This is a genomic window from Tatumella terrea, assembly GCF_039523755.1.
Taxonomy (GTDB): Bacteria; Pseudomonadota; Gammaproteobacteria; order Enterobacterales; family Enterobacteriaceae; genus Tatumella; species Tatumella terrea.
The window spans coordinates 45,978-61,812 of record NZ_BAAAFX010000012.1; the positions used below are offsets into that span (position 1 = coordinate 45,978).

Annotated in this window: 14 protein-coding genes; 6 read left to right on the forward strand and 8 right to left on the reverse strand. The window is 54.4% G+C overall.

The genetic code is table 11. The features are described 5' to 3' along the window. Window positions 1-71: 71 nt before the first annotated feature. Together proP and ABD035_RS07780 are read left to right on the forward strand one after the other, a co-directional pair. A complete protein-coding gene (gene proP, locus ABD035_RS07775; protein WP_343869079.1) occupies window positions 72-1,544 on the forward strand; it encodes a glycine betaine/L-proline transporter ProP in 1,473 nt (490 codons plus the stop codon). Between the two features lie 302 nt (window positions 1,545-1,846). Next, window positions 1,847-1,978: a hypothetical protein gene (locus tag ABD035_RS07780; protein ID WP_343869081.1), complete on the forward strand. Its 132-nt coding sequence runs from the start codon at window positions 1,847-1,849 to the stop codon at window positions 1,976-1,978. Between the two features lie 32 nt (window positions 1,979-2,010). On the opposite strand, the gene ABD035_RS07785 is transcribed toward ABD035_RS07780, so the two are convergent. The 7 genes from ABD035_RS07785 to yczR form a co-directional block, all read right to left on the reverse strand. Further along, complete coding sequence (locus ABD035_RS07785; protein ID WP_343869083.1) at window positions 2,011-2,688, reverse strand: ABC transporter ATP-binding protein; 678 nt, start codon at window positions 2,686-2,688, stop codon at window positions 2,011-2,013. Continuing rightward, entirely contained in the window at window positions 2,685-3,524 is an 840-nt protein-coding gene (locus tag ABD035_RS07790) for an ABC transporter ATP-binding protein (protein ID WP_343869085.1), read from the reverse strand. The genes ABD035_RS07785 and ABD035_RS07790 overlap by 4 nt, the downstream gene beginning before the upstream one ends. Further along, complete coding sequence (locus tag ABD035_RS07795) at window positions 3,514-4,365, reverse strand: ABC transporter permease (protein WP_343869087.1); 852 nt, start codon at window positions 4,363-4,365, stop codon at window positions 3,514-3,516. Before ABD035_RS07795 ends, ABD035_RS07790 begins: the two co-directional genes overlap by 11 nt. Further along, window positions 4,362-5,414 carry an ABC transporter permease gene (locus tag ABD035_RS07800; RefSeq protein WP_343869089.1) on the reverse strand — a complete coding sequence of 351 codons (1,053 nt, stop codon included), beginning with the start codon at window positions 5,412-5,414 and terminating at the stop codon, window positions 4,362-4,364. The genes ABD035_RS07795 and ABD035_RS07800 overlap by 4 nt, the downstream gene beginning before the upstream one ends. Next, window positions 5,414-6,982 carry an ABC transporter substrate-binding protein gene (locus tag ABD035_RS07805; RefSeq protein ID WP_343869091.1) on the reverse strand — a complete coding sequence of 523 codons (1,569 nt, stop codon included), beginning with the start codon at window positions 6,980-6,982 and terminating at the stop codon, window positions 5,414-5,416. Before ABD035_RS07805 ends, ABD035_RS07800 begins: the two co-directional genes overlap by 1 nt. 958 nt (window positions 6,983-7,940) lie before the next feature. Beyond that, window positions 7,941-8,099, reverse strand: coding sequence for a hypothetical protein (locus tag ABD035_RS07810; protein ID WP_343869093.1), 159 nt, complete (start codon window positions 8,097-8,099; stop codon window positions 7,941-7,943). Window positions 8,100-8,634: 535 nt separating this feature from the next. Next, entirely contained in the window at window positions 8,635-10,065 is a 1,431-nt protein-coding gene (gene yczR / locus ABD035_RS07815; RefSeq protein WP_343869096.1) for a MocR-like transcription factor YczR, read from the reverse strand. A gap of 89 nt (window positions 10,066-10,154) precedes the next feature. On the opposite strand from yczR, the gene yczE reads away from it, so the two are divergent. The 3 genes from yczE to ABD035_RS07830 all read left to right on the forward strand — a co-directional run bounded on the left by yczE (window position 10,155) and on the right by ABD035_RS07830 (window position 12,501). Next, window positions 10,155-10,772, forward strand: coding sequence for a membrane protein YczE (gene yczE / locus ABD035_RS07820; RefSeq protein ID WP_343869234.1), 618 nt, complete (start codon window positions 10,155-10,157; stop codon window positions 10,770-10,772). Window positions 10,773-11,212: 440 nt separating this feature from the next. Beyond that, complete coding sequence (locus tag ABD035_RS07825) at window positions 11,213-12,085, forward strand: helix-turn-helix domain-containing protein (protein ID WP_343869098.1); 873 nt, start codon at window positions 11,213-11,215, stop codon at window positions 12,083-12,085. Between the two features lie 98 nt (window positions 12,086-12,183). Next, entirely contained in the window at window positions 12,184-12,501 is a 318-nt protein-coding gene (locus ABD035_RS07830; RefSeq protein WP_343869100.1) for a hypothetical protein, read from the forward strand. Between the two features lie 412 nt (window positions 12,502-12,913). Here ABD035_RS07830 and ABD035_RS07835 read toward each other — a convergent pair whose 3' ends face one another. Further along, window positions 12,914-14,101 carry a BaiN/RdsA family NAD(P)/FAD-dependent oxidoreductase gene (locus tag ABD035_RS07835; protein ID WP_343869102.1) on the reverse strand — a complete coding sequence of 396 codons (1,188 nt, stop codon included), beginning with the start codon at window positions 14,099-14,101 and terminating at the stop codon, window positions 12,914-12,916. A 233-nt stretch (window positions 14,102-14,334) separates the two neighbouring features. On the opposite strand from ABD035_RS07835, the gene pitA reads away from it, so the two are divergent. Then, window positions 14,335-15,822: an inorganic phosphate transporter PitA gene (gene pitA, locus ABD035_RS07840; RefSeq protein ID WP_343869104.1), complete on the forward strand. Its 1,488-nt coding sequence runs from the start codon at window positions 14,335-14,337 to the stop codon at window positions 15,820-15,822. Window positions 15,823-15,835 lie beyond the last annotated feature (13 nt).

A 15,835-nucleotide genomic window follows, 5' to 3' on the forward strand; every position in this document is an offset into this window, starting at 1 on the left:
ACTTATTATCAGTTTTTTTAATGGCAACGAAAGCTATGCGACGCCCTCATTGATCACGTTTTGAGGACTCTATGACGAGCAATACAACAGAAAAACAGAAGAAGCCCTTCTGGAACAAAAAACAACCGAAAGAGCTGACGGTCGATGATATTACTATCGTCGATAACGATATGCTGAAGCGCGCCGTCGGCGCTGCTGCCCTGGGTAATGCCATGGAATGGTTCGACTTTGGTGTGTTCAGCTATCTGGCTGTCACCATCGGTAAAGTCTTTTTTGCAGATACCAGCGCAGCTGCCCAGCTTATCGCCACCTTCGGTACCTTTGCTGCCGCCTTCCTGGTGCGTCCTTTAGGCGGCATGGTCTTTGGCCCGCTGGGAGACCGCTATGGTCGCCAGAAAATTCTGGCGATCACCATGATTATGATGGCCATCGGGACCTTCTGTATCGGGCTGATCCCTTCTTATAACAGTATCGGCATCATGGCCCCTCTCCTGTTACTGGCCGCCCGTCTGCTGCAGGGCTTCTCTACCGGTGGGGAGTATGGGGGTGCTGCGACCTTTATTGCTGAATACTCCACCGATAATCGCCGTGGATTTATGGGAAGTTTCCTGGAATTCGGTACCCTGGGCGGCTATCTGCTGGGTGCCGGTCTGGTGACAGGGCTGACTTCCGTGATGCCTGCTCAGACCATGCTGGACTGGGGATGGAGAATTCCGTTCTTTATTGCCGCACCGCTCGGCCTGTTCGGTTTGTATGTGCGTTTAAAACTGGAAGAAACGCCGGCATTCCAGCAACACATGGAAAAACAGGAAGCCCTTGAGCACAGCAAGCCTCGTCTGGGTCTGTTCCAGATGATGCACAAATACCGCGCCCAGATGCTGAAATGTATCGGTCTGGTATTGCTGTTCAATGTGTCCAACTACATGCTGACATCCTATATGCCAAGCTACCTGACCGGTATTCTGGGTCTGAGTGAGCTGAGCAGCCTGATCCTGGTGATGGTGGTGATGTTTGTGATGATGCCTCTGACCCTGTTCTGGGGCCACTGGACAGATAAAGTCGGTCGTCGTCCGGTGATTGCCGGGGGGGCTCTGGGTCTGATTATTCTGTCCATTCCCTGCCTGATGCTGATCGGTTCCGGCAGCATGTGGGGCGTCTTTTTCGGTCTGATCATTCTTGGCTTCGTCCATACCTGTTTCAGCGGCACCATGCCTGCCACCTTGCCGGCATTATTTACCACCGATATTCGTTACAGTGCCCTGGCGATCGGTTTTAACCTGTCCGTTTCACTGTTCGGTGGTACGACACCGTTGCTGACCGCATGGCTGGTTGAGAAAACACATAACCTGATGATCCCGGCTTACTACCTGATGGCTGCCGGGGCAATTGGTCTGATCACCGTATTTACCCTGCGTGAAACAGCCCGTAAGCCTCTGCGTGGCTCAACCCCTGCGGTAGCCACTAAAGCAGAAGCGCTGAACCTGATCAAAAAGCTCCAGCGCCGCAATAAAAAAACTGACCCGAAAAACGCGACACCACAGTAATCTTCGCGGTCATTCCCGCCGGGCATCTTGCCCGGCGTTTTTTTATCTGCTCTCCGGCCAGTATTGCTTCCCTCTGTCCCCTTTGTCGTTCTGACACCCGTGAACCGATCGCCTTTTTCTTTCTGCATCCCGCTACCGGCCCCGGAACTCCCTGCGGCGATATTTCCATGCGGTAATCGGGTATCACTCCTGCTCTCCGCCCGGGTCAGCTCAGGACAGACAGCAGGCTCTCCGGTTCGTAACCGCCTTTGCCGCAAACAGGGTTTCGCGGCATAGCAGCCCTGCACAATAGGGTTAACCCTATGACGGGTGGTAAGGAACAGGCACTGACGTCAGAACACTATCGAGGGGTGGATGACAGGGGAAAAGAAAGTCGCAAGGGACGTATCGGCGGGAATAAGGCGTTAAACATGGTGTCGCTTTCCCCGGGATAAGCACGAACTTACCCCGGGGCGATGCCGGGCAATCAGACGCTATGGGACAGATGCCCGGCGTTCATCACCACGGAGCGATCACACATATGGTCAATCACATCCGGGTCATGACTGACCAGCACCATGGTCAGCTGACTGTTTTGTTTCAGGTCATTCAGCAGGTTCAGGATTTCCGCCTGCACTGACATATCCAGCGCCGAGGTTGGTTCATCCAGCAGCAGGATCTTTGGCTGCAGTAACAATGCGCGGACTATCGCCACACGCTGACGTTGTCCGCCGGATAACTGATGCGGGTAACGGTCGATTAACGCCGTATCCAGCCCTACCTCGCGGAACCCCTGGCGGATCCGGTCATCGATGTTATCGAAACCGAACCGTTTCAGCGGTTCTGCCAGTGTACGGCGTAACCGGTGACGCGGGTGCAGCGAAGCATACGGGTCCTGGAAGACCATTTGGACATCACGACGCAGCTGCCCGGTAAATGCTTTACCCGGAACAACGTCAGTCCCCGCCAGAGTCATTTCACCCTGCCAGTGAGGATTTAATCCCGCCATCACCCAGAGAAGAGAAGATTTTCCGCAACCGGAAGGTCCGACCAGGCCAAAACATTCGCCGGAAGCGACAGTAAGGCTGGCCCCTTCCACCACCTGGCGCAGGTGATAGCCCTCCGGGTGATAGACATTCACACCATTCAGCCGGATAACACTCATGGTAACGCCTCCAGTGCTGCACGATCTAAGGTAGGCAAGCGCTGACCTTTCGTCGCCAGGCCTGGCCGGCAGGCCCATAAGGTACGGGTATAAGGATGGGTGGCGTTAGCCAGCTCTGAGGCCGGCAGAGTATCCAGAATCCGCCCTTTATACATCACCATCACACGCTGACAATGGTCTGCGACCTGCTGTAAATCATGGCTGATCAGCAGCAGCCCCATATTCCGTTGTGATACCAGTTCGCGGATCAATGCCAGCACCTGGTCACGCATACGATGGTCTAACGCCGAAGTCGGTTCATCCGCAATCAGGAACTCAGGATCGGTGATCAGCGCTATCGCCAGCATAATACGCTGCCCCATGCCGCCGGACAGCTGATTAGGATAACGTTTAATCAGCTGTTGCGGATTCGGCAGCCCTACCGCATCCAGCATTTCGAGGACTTTTTCCCGGCGCTGGCGGCGGCTGAGTGACCGGTGCAGGATCAACGGCTCTTCCACCTGCCAGCCAATGGTGCGCGAGGGGTTCAGGGCATATTTCGGGTCCTGCATGACCATCGCGACCTTACCGCCACGTAAGCGGGTCCAGTCACGCGGGGTGAGAGTCAGGGCATTATTCCCGGCAATCGTCAGTTCCTGTGCATTCACTGTCAGCGTCGGGGCCAGCAGCCCCATCAGACTGCGTGCCGTCAGTGACTTCCCTGATCCCGATTCGCCCACCAGCGCGACACGTTCACGCCCCAGACGAAAAGAAATATCGTCAACCAGAGCACGGCCTTGCGGCAGGCCGATGGATAACTGATTCGCAATAATAAAAGGTGTCGATTCAACTGTCATGACGGCTATCCAGTCGGTCGCGCAGACCGTCACCAATGAAATTAAAGGTCAGGCTGGCCAGCAAAATGGCCCCGCCCGGCGCAGCAGCGACCCACCACTGGTCAAAAATCACTTTCCCACCTTCCGCGACCATGGATCCCCATTCCGCGGTCGGTGGACGAACCCCCATCCCCAGGAAGCCCAGGCCGGCGGCAGACAGAATAATCCCCCCGAGGCTCAGCGCAGCGCGCACGACGGCACTCGGTAAACAGAGCGGTAAAATGTGGCCCAGAATTAACGGCAAACCACGGATCCCTTGCATCCTGGCCGCCGCCAGATAATCACTGCGGCGCAACTGCTGGGTTTCTGCCCGGGCCTGACGGGCAAACGGCGGCCAGCTGGTCAGTGCCAGCGCTAAGGCGCCGTTCAGTAGCCCCGGGCCAAGTACCGCCACCATCGCCAGCGCAATCACCAGACTCGGCAGCGCCAGAAAAATATCGGTAATACGCATCAGGATGCGTTCTGTCCAGCCACCTAAATAGCCTGCCGCCATCCCGACCGCCATCCCGACCGGGACGGTTAATACCAGAATAAAGATGATCAGCACCAGGGTAGGACGGGTACCGTAAATCACGCGGGAAAGCAGATCCCGGCCAAAGCTATCGGTACCCAGCCAGTGGAGTTCTGACGGCGGCAGTAACCGGCCAGCCATATTCTGTGCATTCGGGTCAAACGGTGCCAGCCAGGGAGCAAAAATCGCCGCCAGCACCAGCAGGGCTAATAATCCGCAGCCAAGCGCCAGTAAAAACGGGATCCTGCGCCGGGATTGAGCCGCAGATGAACGGGAAGTTAATTCAGTCATCGTGTTCTCGGATCTGTGAGCCAGACCAGCGCATCAGTCAGCGCATTGATCAGGATAAAACAGGCACCCACTACTAAGGTTGTCCCCAGAATGGCAGGAAAATCAGCAGCAAACAGCGCATTCGTCAGATAACGTCCCATGCCGGGCCATGAAAAAACGCTTTCTGTTAAGACGGAGCCTTCCAGCAGAGAGACATAGGACAGCATCACCACCGTGATAAGAGTTCCGCGGGTGTTCGGCAGTAAGTGATGCCAGAGAATGCGCCAGCGGCTTGCCCCTTTCGCCAAGGCGAGGGTGACATATTCTTTACTGTTCTCTTCCAGTAAGGTCGCGCGTAACAGGCGGGTAATCGATGCGGTAGATAATAATCCCAGCGTCGCCACCGGTAGCCACAGATGGGCTAATGCATTGATAAACATGGCACGATCACCGGACAACCAGCTATCGATCAGCACAATCCCTGTTTTCGGTTCCAGTGTATAGGTATACAAATCATCCAGTTGGCCGGGACCGGCGGACCAGTGCAGCACCGCATAAAACAGCAACAAGCCCAGCAGGCCGAACCAGAACACCGGGACAGAATAGCCCAGCAAAGAGACAATCCGCGCCAGGTGGTCGATCCAGCTCTTCGGACGCCAGACCGAAATCAGCGCCAGGCTGATACCGCAGACGGCACCGACAATCAGCGAACAGGTGGCCAGCGTGAATGTTGCCGGGAAAGTCCGCAGTAAATCACTGAGTACCGGCTGTCCGGTGCTCTGTGAAATCCCCAGATTACCGTGGGCCAGTTGCTTCAGGTAATCCCAGAACTGCCGGGGCAGTGACTGGTCTAACCCCAGCTGATGACGGACCTGCGCATACGTAGACGCACTCGCATGATCCCCCACCAGCTGTAACACCGGATCGACAGGTGAAAGATGAGACAGCGTGAAGGTAAACGCCAGCAGACCTAAAAGTGTCACCACCAGTGATAACAGGTTACCGGCGAGGCGCTGTACAAGCCGCCCCAAACCCGCAGCGCGACTCGAAGGTTGCGCTGTGGTTGCCATTACTTCGTCACCTGGTTGTAGAACACCATATCCGGGTTCATACCCTGCTGATAGCCTTTCAGGTTATCGCGCAATGCGGTCAGCTGACGCGCCTGCAAACCAATCACATAAGGCGAACTTTTCATTACCTGACGCTGCAGTTTCTGATACATCGCAGCACGTTGCTGATTATCGCTTTCACCCACGGCCTGCTTCGTTTCTGCCGTCAATGCAGGGATATGCCAGCCGGCACGGGCTGCCAGCGTACTGCTGCCATCTTCAGGATTTGACGCAAAAGCGGCCGCATTGGAGTTCGGGTCAAAGTAGTCAGGCCCCCAGGACGTGACTGTCGCATCGAATTTATGGCTGGAAATCTTCGCCGTAATTTCACTGCTGATCCCCGGGATCAACGTAACCTTCACGCCTGCTTTCGCAAAGCTCGCCTGCAATGCCTGGGCAATATCCAGATAAGGCGGCTGGTTATTAACGATCAGACTAAAGCTGATATTCTTCAGTCCGGCTTTCGCCAGAATCGCTTTCGCTTTTTCCGGGTTGTAAGTGTATGGCGTTTCTTTTAATGCACCTAAGTAACCGTCCGGTAAGAAGGTCTGATGCACAGAGAACTGACCTCTGAGCAGATCGTTCGCAATACCATTATAATCAAACAGATAACGTGCAGCTTCCCAGAATGCCGGGTTAGCCATCACCGGAGAGGACTTCACGTTAAACAATAAATAGTAAAGCGATGCGATAGGGACGGCGACTGGTCTCACACCAGGTTTGTTTTTCAATGCACTGAACTGATCACTGCCCAGACTGCGGGCAATATCCGCATCGCCCTGCTCAACCAGTAAGAGACGGGTGGCGACTTCCGGGACATTTTTAATCAGGACATTTTTAAGCTTAGGTGCCCCTGCCGGAGAGTCCGGGTTGGCGGTCATCAGCAGAACTTCATGCGGGACATAGCGACGGATCTGATACGGGCCGCTGCCGGCGGAGTGGGTGTTCAGCCACTGGTGACCCAAATCACCCTGTACCTGGTGGCTATCGGCCTCTTTCTCATCGACAATCGAGGCCACCGGGGCAGAGAGCAGGCTCAGGACAAAGGACGGGCTGACATCGGCGGTCCAGTGGATAGCAACCTGATTATCACTCACTTTGGTCAGTTCGCTGTCAACGTTCTTCGCGTTCCAGCCTAACTGCGTCAGGATAAAGGAAGGCTCAAGATTCAGTTTCACCACACGTGACAGAGAGAAGATCACATCTTCCGGACGCACCGGGTTACCGCTGGCAAATTTAGCGCCGTCACGCAGCGTAAACACCAGGCTGCGATTATCCGCACCCGCCTTCCAGGAGGAAGCCAGCGTCGGACGCAGATCCACCGGATTGGACGGGTCAGACTGCAACAGGCGCTGATAAAGACTGTTAAAAGCTTGTACGGTCGACAGCTCAAAACCCTGTGCCGGATCGAAGCTGATAGCATCATCCAGAGACTGGGCGACAACGAGCGTGTCTGGAGGAGTTGCACTGAACGCGGCCATGGACGTCGTCATCATAGCCAGCGCGAGACCTATCAATGTTTTTTTCATCTGAGTTCCTTGCTGAGAACTAACAACGCACCTGAACCGGAAGCCGTCGTCCGGAACGGGAAGTTAGTTTGTTATTCTTTATTGTTATATATAAACAATTACTTATCACTTCTGTAATTTATCGGATTTTATGAAGTTCGGCTAGGGTTGTCAGCGATAAAATCTGTCCCTTTACGTTAACTAACATCGGATTAAAGCCAGGATCCGCAAACCTGAAAAAGTCCTGCGGGCGGTTCGGTGCCCTTACCACCCGCGCTTAATCATCAGAAACACTGTTATATATAAGGTAGTCTCCGGGACGGAAGGCGGTTCATTGATAACGATATGTCATTCTTATCTTTACCCGGTAAGGCGCCATCCCGGTCACGCGACCGTAGTCTGCGGGGAGCGGGCAGCAATATCCTCACCGCTCGTTTTTCCGGAAAAATCACCACATCATACCCTGCTGCCGCTGAACGCCAGAGACGGCCTGAAAGAGGCGTCTGCATTTCATGGATAGGGCGAAGCCCGGAAAGTCCGGGCCATTTCATACAGCGGTGAGTTATCGGAATACTAACAGAACAGCGATGACCTGCCGCCAGGATCATCGGACAGAAGGTTATCCGCAGCGGCGTACGGGAATATTCAGCGCGATACGCCGTGTGACTTTCTGCTTTCCGGGCATCCTGCGGACCCGAATATCATGAGGGGTTCTCGTTTCGCAGTAATCTGGCTCCCCGGCAGGCCCCGGTGACAAACGGAATAACCGGCAGATCCTCCGCAGAGCCTGTGAATTCAAATTAGATACAGGCTCCTCTTCTTTTTATCCACGCAGACCTTTTTTATTCGCTGATGTTATTCAGGTCCACAGGATATCTGTTATTTCATTCTCTGCCGGAAGATACCGGGGAGTTAATTAACGGAATAAAGGTTAAGGGTTGTTATTACTGTAATAATGCTCTGTCCCCCTTATTAACGGTCACGGTTTCCCGATAGCATTGGCAGTATTGGCAGTATTGGCAGTATTGGCAGTATTGGCAGTATTGGCAGTATTGGCAGTATTGGCAGTATTGGCAGTATTGGCAGTATTGGCAGTATTGGCAGTATTAATATACTGACCCGGCCACACGCAAGTCATCCGTAAGCTTATGCGCCCGGCTGTTGATTGGTTGGCTGGCTGGTTGGTTGGTTGGTTGGTTGGTTGGTTGGTTGGTTGGTTGGTTGGTTGGTTGGTTGGTTGGTTGGTTGGTTGGTTGGTTGGGCTATTGACCGGGGTCGCGGGAATACCTGCCCGCCAGGCCGGCCGCCGATCCTTACGCGATCCCCGGGCGAGGATCCCACCGATCCGCAGAAATCTTCCGGGGGCACGATCCCCGCAAATATAACGTCCGCACCGGGTCCCTGTCGTCCGTTTGTTATCCCGGGCAGGCGAAAGCACGCGCAGTGACCTGAACAACGGCAGCGGCTCTCTGATACTGGCGGAAAGCCGGATGAGGATGCCGCATCGCGCAGGCAGCCGGCAACAGGGATACCTGCCACGGCTATGTGAATATCTCTGCGCAAACTGCTGGCCGTGGCCGGAGTACCTCCCCAGGTATTCCGTTACCGGTAGTACATTGACAGGGATTTCACTCCCGCCGGGACACTCTGACCACCGGCAGCGATGGCGCAATTCAGTAAACAGTCCGGCCTGAGAACGGTAAGTCCGGGGGTTCGGGTAACGATGACCAGAGCGGCCGCAGACGCTGAAAAGCCTGTTGTAATGTGACCTCATCGGCACTGAAAGGCATGCGCAGATAGCGGTCAAATGCGCCGGAGATCCCGAAGCGTGTGCCGGTGCCCAGCAGAATACCCGCGTCACTGGCCCGGGACGCAAAACGGGTCGCCAGCATCCCCGGCAGTTCGACCCAGAAAGATAATCCCCCCGCCGGTACCTGATATTTCCATTCCGGAAACCAGGTCTTCATCAACTGATCACAGGTATCCCGGCGCTGTTGCAGCATCTGCCGGCGCTGCGGTAAAAACTGATCGCTGTTGTCCAGCAACCACTCACAGACGATTTGCTCCGTGATCGGGGAAGCCAGGTCCAGTGAATCACGGATCTGCACCAGAGAAGCAATCTGTGACGCGGAGGCACGGATCCAGCCAATCCTTAATCCTCCCCAGTAACTTTTCGACGCCGAGCCGAGGCAGATCACCTCCCCCGGCCGGGCAAATGCTGCCACCGGCGGCGGCGGCGGCTGCTGATACCATAACTCTGCCAGCGTCTCATCGATCACCAGCGGCGTCCGGTAACGGGCTGCCAGTGCGGTGATTTCCGCACGGCTCTCTTCCCCCATACAGTACCCGGTCGGATTATGGTAATCCGCAATCAGGTAAGCCAGCCGGGGCGAGGTCTGTGCCAGGGCAGCGGCCAGCCCGCCGTGATCCCAGCGGCCCTCCGGCAAAGAAACACCGATCGGCTGGCAGGAAGCCCCGCGGATAGCCGACAACGCAGAAGGGTAAGTGGGATGATCGACCAGCACCCGGTCACCGGGCCCGGTCAGCCACCGGAGAACCAGCGCCAGTCCGCTGACAGCCCCGTTCACGACCATCACTTCATCCGGCCGGGTAGGTAAACCCCGGGAACAATAACGGCGTGCAATCGCTTCTCTCAGCGAAAGTAATCCGCGGGGATCATACCCTGTCGCCAGCGAATACTCAGGGTAGCGCAATAGAGCCTGACGAAATGCCTGATGGATCTCCGGCCCGGCACTCAGGGAAGCCGTCGATAAATCCAGCGCACTCCCCGCCGACATCGCCCCCGGAATATGCACAGCGCTCTCCGGCAGTGTGATTCGGCTTCCGCTGCCCTGCTGGCTGTGCACGAAACCTTGTTCCCGCAGCAGGGATAAGGCACTGCTCACCGTCGTACGACTGATTTTCAGTCCCGTCGCCAGTTCACGTTCACCCGGCAGACGGGTCCCCTGTACCAGTCGCCCATCCAGGACCAGCAACCGCAGGGCAGAGGCCAGTTGCTGCCACAGCGGGATCCGGGAAGAGCTTTGCTGCCAGTTTCCCAGCATCTCAATCAGAGAGTGATGACCAAGGCGTCTCAGAGACATAGCGATCCACTTTATATAAACTGGCTATTAATTATCGATCCATTTCAGATAACAATCATTTTGCTGTCAACCTGCCACCGGAAAAAATGATGCTGAAACGACTGATACAACTCTATTGCGGATTAACGATATACGGTATTTCCTGTGCCATGTATATCCATTGCGGACTGGGGGCCGACCCCTGGGATGTTTTTCATCTGGGCGTTGCCCGCTGGCTTTCGGTGAATGTCGGCACTGTGATGATTGTGACCGGCGCGCTGGTATTGCTCTTCTGGATCCCTCTGCGGCAGCGTCCTGGCCTGGGGACGCTGAGTAATGTTGTCGTTCTCGGACTGGCTGCTGACGCCGCCCTGGCGGCCATGCCTCCGCTCACCTCGCTGACAGCACGTTGTCTGATGCTGGCAGCGGCCATTATTCTGAACGCGATTGCGACCGTCATGTATATCTGTGCCGGTTTTGGCCCCGGTCCCCGTGATGGCCTGATGACCGGTATACACCGTCGCACCGGTATTTCATTACGGCTGATCCGTACCGTTATCGAAGTCACGGTATTACTGACCGGCTGGCTGGCGGGCGGGACGGTGGGGCCCGGCACCCTGATTTATGCCCTGACCATTGGCCCGTTAATTCAGTTCTTTTTACCCTGGTTCCGCAACGGCAATACTGAACTGGCACCGCGGAAACCTGTGACAAAAGAGCCTGTCTGAGTCGCTACGGCCGTTACCGGCAATGCCGGTAAGTCATCGAAAATAAAAAGGCTGCAAAGTAATGAGCCGGTATAAACCATGGTTTTCTGCCGGCCTTTATTTATCAGCAAGGGATTATTCCCGTCGCGCCATGACCGGGATGCGTGTCACTCTCCGGAGAGATACTGCGCTAAGAACGCCAGTTCAGTCTCAGAATACTGAATAAAAAGCAGTGGTCCCTATCCCCGTCACAAACTGCCCTGTTTATACCCGCGCCGCGATAAAAAATGCGTGTATACAGAATAACGTTCTGAAATATCTGTCCGGCTAACCGGAGTATTACACGATTAATTATAAATTTAGCTGATTAATAATTACTGCTAAATATATCGTTATCTCTGATTATAGATATTCGTAAACTTTGCCGCTAATATAATAATAATATCAGGGAGGCTGCGTTTATGAATTCATTTACCCGTGATCTGCTGGACTGGATAGAGAACAATCTCACCGGAAAACTGACGATCGATGATGTTTCGGTGAAAGCCGGCTACAGCAAATGGCATTTACAACGCATTTTCAGGGAAGATACCGGCTTTCATCTGGCCTCTTATATTCGTTACCGTAAACTGAATAAAGCGGCGATGATCCTCAGAATGACCCATATGCCCGCGGTGGAAATCAGCGAGTTACTGGGGTTCAGTACCCAGCAGACATTTACGCGATCGTTTACCCGGCATTTCGGAGCCGCCCCTGGCAAATACCGGGATGCCAGTGAGTGGAATTTTCGTGGCATGGTCGCGAGAGCCAGCCCGAATCTGTCAGACCTCCCCGAAGCCGAAACTGTCACGCAGGGGCCGGGCATCATCCCCGGCCTGAGCCTGAGCTATCTTTGTGACTACAGAGAACTGGAAGATGTGAATTATCACTGCGAACAACGTAAGCACTTACTATCAAAAGCGGTCTCGGTGTTCAAGGGAACTTTACCCCAGGTTGTCGCTGAAAATTTCGAGCCCGACACGGATTGCGGACGCGTAAAGTTCACCCTGACATTCCAGCGCCATTTGCAGGAAGTTTGCTACCGGAACGCTTCCCCGGACAGATTTCTGCGCTTTAGCTTTTCCGGCACCCGCCAACAGTTAATCAATATGCAGGCGGATATCTATCAGTATGTGATGCCTTTCCGCCCGGAAGCCCGTCGTCAGGGGCACGATTTCTTTGTCTGTCATCCGCAATTGCCTGTTATTTCTCCTGAACTGAACGATACCTTCTCCGGGTCATACTATATTCCTGTCTCGGTTTCCCGTAGTGACCTACTGCCACCCTGTATGTAAAATATCCGGCACGAAGCCATTATCATGGGAAGGGATGAACCGCATTGGCGGCCCGGGGAATACCCGGCACTTTCCCATGATCAACACCAGGAGTTGCCGTGAAATTTCGTTCCACGTTATGTTTTGCTGTTCTTACTTCAGCCATCAGTTTTACCGCTACAGCCCAATGGCCACCGGAAACCGGTGCGAAGGTACCGGGCAATGCCCTGGAGTATCCCACCCGCCTCTCTGCCGTTAACAGTTCACTGGAACAGATGCTGGACCAGGGCGGAGTGATCATTTCCTCGACCCTCGGGACTGACGGGCCGATCGTGACCCTCAGAAAAGGCAAATATTACATTTTTTGTATGCTGAAAGGTGCCGGTAGCGGTTTAGATCAGAATGTGGCGACGTCGAAATGTTATGCCATGAACTGAGATTCAGATAACCGTCCCCCCTGTCATGCTGAGCAATGTCCTTTTCCGGACCGGAGAGCTGCCCGCAGTTTCCGGCTCAGGGACGATGGCCGGTGGCAGCGTCCGTTGAGCGTTCAGGAATAAGCATTCGGCAGTGCAAGTGCAGGACTGCCGGTTCAGGTGCAGTTTTCAGAAATACCGGGTCATCAACCGTCAGTGGCCCGCGACCAGGATAGAAAACGTTTTGCAGACGCCGGTCCGCCGGTTTCCGGGACTGACATCAGCACAGCGTTCCGGGCGACTCCCCGGCGAAGAGTCTCCGGCGATTCCGGACGGGTACCGGCCGGACCTCGAACGTCAGGGCCGTTATAACGCTTAACGGCCTTTCAGAGCCGCAGCCCGGCAGACGGTATCATGCACTGCTGTTCGCGACTTACAGCGCCGCAGCACAGGCGGCAGCGGAACTCCAGGCCCACTGGAAGTTATATCCCCCCAGCCAGCCGGTCACATCGACCACTTCGCCGATGAAAAAGAGCCCCGGCACATCGCGCGCTTCCATGGTCCGCGAGGAGAGCTGGTCGGTATCGACGCCCCCCAGGGTGACTTCGGCAGTACGGTAACCTTCTGTGCCGTTCGGCTGCACTGACCAGCAGTTCAGCTGCCCGATCAGCTGTTGTTGCTGTTTGCTGTTCAGTTGCCTGAGCGTCAGGTCCGGCACCACTTCCAGTTGCTGCAATATCTCGGTCAATCGTTTCGGCAGTAGTTTTGCCAGACAATTCTTCAGGCTCAGGTTCGGGTGCGTTTCACGCTGCCGGTTAAGGAAGTCTTCCAGCGGCGTTTCAGGCACCAGATTTATCTCCAGGGCTTCTCCCGCTTGCCAGTAACTGGAAATCTGCAGAATGGACGGGCCTGAAAGGCCACGATGGGTAAAGAGCATCGCTTCTTTAAACTGCTTTCCATCACTCGCTGTGACCGTCACCGGTACCGCCACGCCCGACAGAGGTTGCAGCTGTTCCAGTAACGGCTTATGTAAGGTAAAGGGTACCAGGGCTGCCCGTGTCGGCAGGACACGCAGTCCGAACTGTGCGGCAAGTTTATAGCCGAAAGGGGTGGCACCCAGGCCCGGCATGGATAAGCCTCCGGAAGCGACAACAAGTTTGCGGGTACTTACATTCGTTCCGTTAAGCTGTAACCGGTACTCACCGTCCGGGGTCCGTTCGGTCTGCAGGATCTCTGTGCGCAAACGCAGAGTCACCTTAGCCGCCTCACATTCCGCCAGCAACATATCGACGATCTGTTGTGCCGAGTCATCACAAAAGAGCTGGCCGAGTGTTTTTTCATGCCACGCGATCCCATAGCGATTGACCAGCTCAATAAAATCCCACTGTGTATAGCGAGCGAGTGCTGACTTACAAAAGTGTGGGTTTTGGGAAAGGTACGCGCCGGGTTCGGTATACAGGTTGGTAAAATTACAGCGACCGCCCCCGGACATAAGGATTTTTCGTCCCGCTTTTTTACCGTTATCCAGCACCAGCACATTCAGGCCACGCTGTCCGGCCTGAGCGGCACAAAACAGGCCGGCAGCCCCCGCTCCGACGATGATTACGTCAAACTTTTCCATGCTTCCCCCGGCTAAAAACGGCTGATTGTAATGAGATGGTGTTCCGGACTCCAGAATGAAAATTTCTTATGCAGAGGGCATTAGCATAACTGATTAATTTAAAAGATATTTTATAAATTAATTTTCCCTTAATCTGGCTGCAGGCACAAAAAAAGCGATATTTTCCTTTCCTGAACGCACCTCTCTCGCTGATAATGCGCCAGGTTCATGTCCTCAAAAAATGGCGTAACGTTATGCTACATCTTTTTGCTGGTATCGATATAAGTACTGGCCTGTTACTGGTAGTGGCTCTGTTGTTTGTTTTGTTCTACGAAGCAATCAACGGGTTTCATGATACCGCTAATGCAGTTGCAACGGTAATCTATACCCGCGCGATGCGTGCGCAGCTTGCTGTCGCAATGGCCGGTATCTTTAACTTCTTAGGGGTTCTGTTAGGCGGACTCAGCGTAGCTTATGCTATTGTCCATATGCTGCCGACCGACCTGTTGCTTAACGTGGGATCTGCTCACGGGCTGGCCATGGTCTTTTCCATGTTACTGGCAGCAATTATCTGGAACCTCGGTACCTGGTATTTCGGTTTACCCGCATCCAGTTCTCATACACTTATCGGGGCTATTATCGGTATAGCACTGACGAATGCGTTAACCACCGGCACGTCGCTGGTTGAAGCACTCAATATCCCGAAAGTGGTCAACATCTTTATGTCTCTGATCCTGTCACCGATTGTCGGTATGGTATTAGCGGGCTTATTGATCTTCCTGCTGCGTAAGTACTGGAGCGGTACGCGTAAGCGCTCACGCATTCATATGACGCCGGCAGAACGCGAGAAGATTGACGGTAAGAAAAAACCGCCGTTCTGGACCCGGATTGCACTTATCGTCTCGGCGATCGGTGTCAGTTACTCCCATGGTGCTAACGATGGCCAGAAAGGTATCGGCCTGATTATGCTGGTGCTTATCGGGGTTACCCCGGCCGGATTTGTGGTGAATATGGGAGCATCCGGATACGATATTACCCGTACGCGGGATGCCGTTGACCATCTGGAGCAGTACTATCAGCAGAACAGTCAGTCGTTGCAAACCATTATTGCCCCGGCACTGACGCCTGCCGCGATGAGTACACCGGTTGAAGAATTCCACTGCAGTAACGAACGTGCACTGGAAGCGGTGGCCCATGCCCGCAATATGCTTAATAATCTGACCAGTTATGATCAGTTAACCCCGGAAAATCGCGCCCAGCTACGTCGTTTACTGCTGTGTATCTCGGATACTGCAGATAAAGTGGCAAAACTGCCGCAGACCAGTGCGCAGAATCAACGTTATCTGGGTGACCTGCATCATGATCTGCTGGGCACTATCGAATATGCACCGATCTGGATTATCTTTGCCGTTGCTCTGGCGCTCTCCGCCGGCACGATGGTCGGCTGGCGTCGCGTCGCCACGACTATCGGTGAAAAAATCGGTAAGAAAGGCATGACCTATGCCCAGGGGATGTCTGCTCAGGTGACTGCCGCAGCGTCTATCGGGATTGCCAGTTATACCGGGATGCCGGTCTCTACCACGCATATTCTGTCATCTTCGGTGGCCGGAACGATGCTGGTTGATGGCGGTGGCCTGCAAGGTAAAACGATCAAGAATATTGCGATGGCCTGGATTTTAACCCTGCCGGTCTCGGTTCTGTTATCCGCATCGTTATACTGGATTGCATTGCAGATTATCTGATGCTCTTACCCTG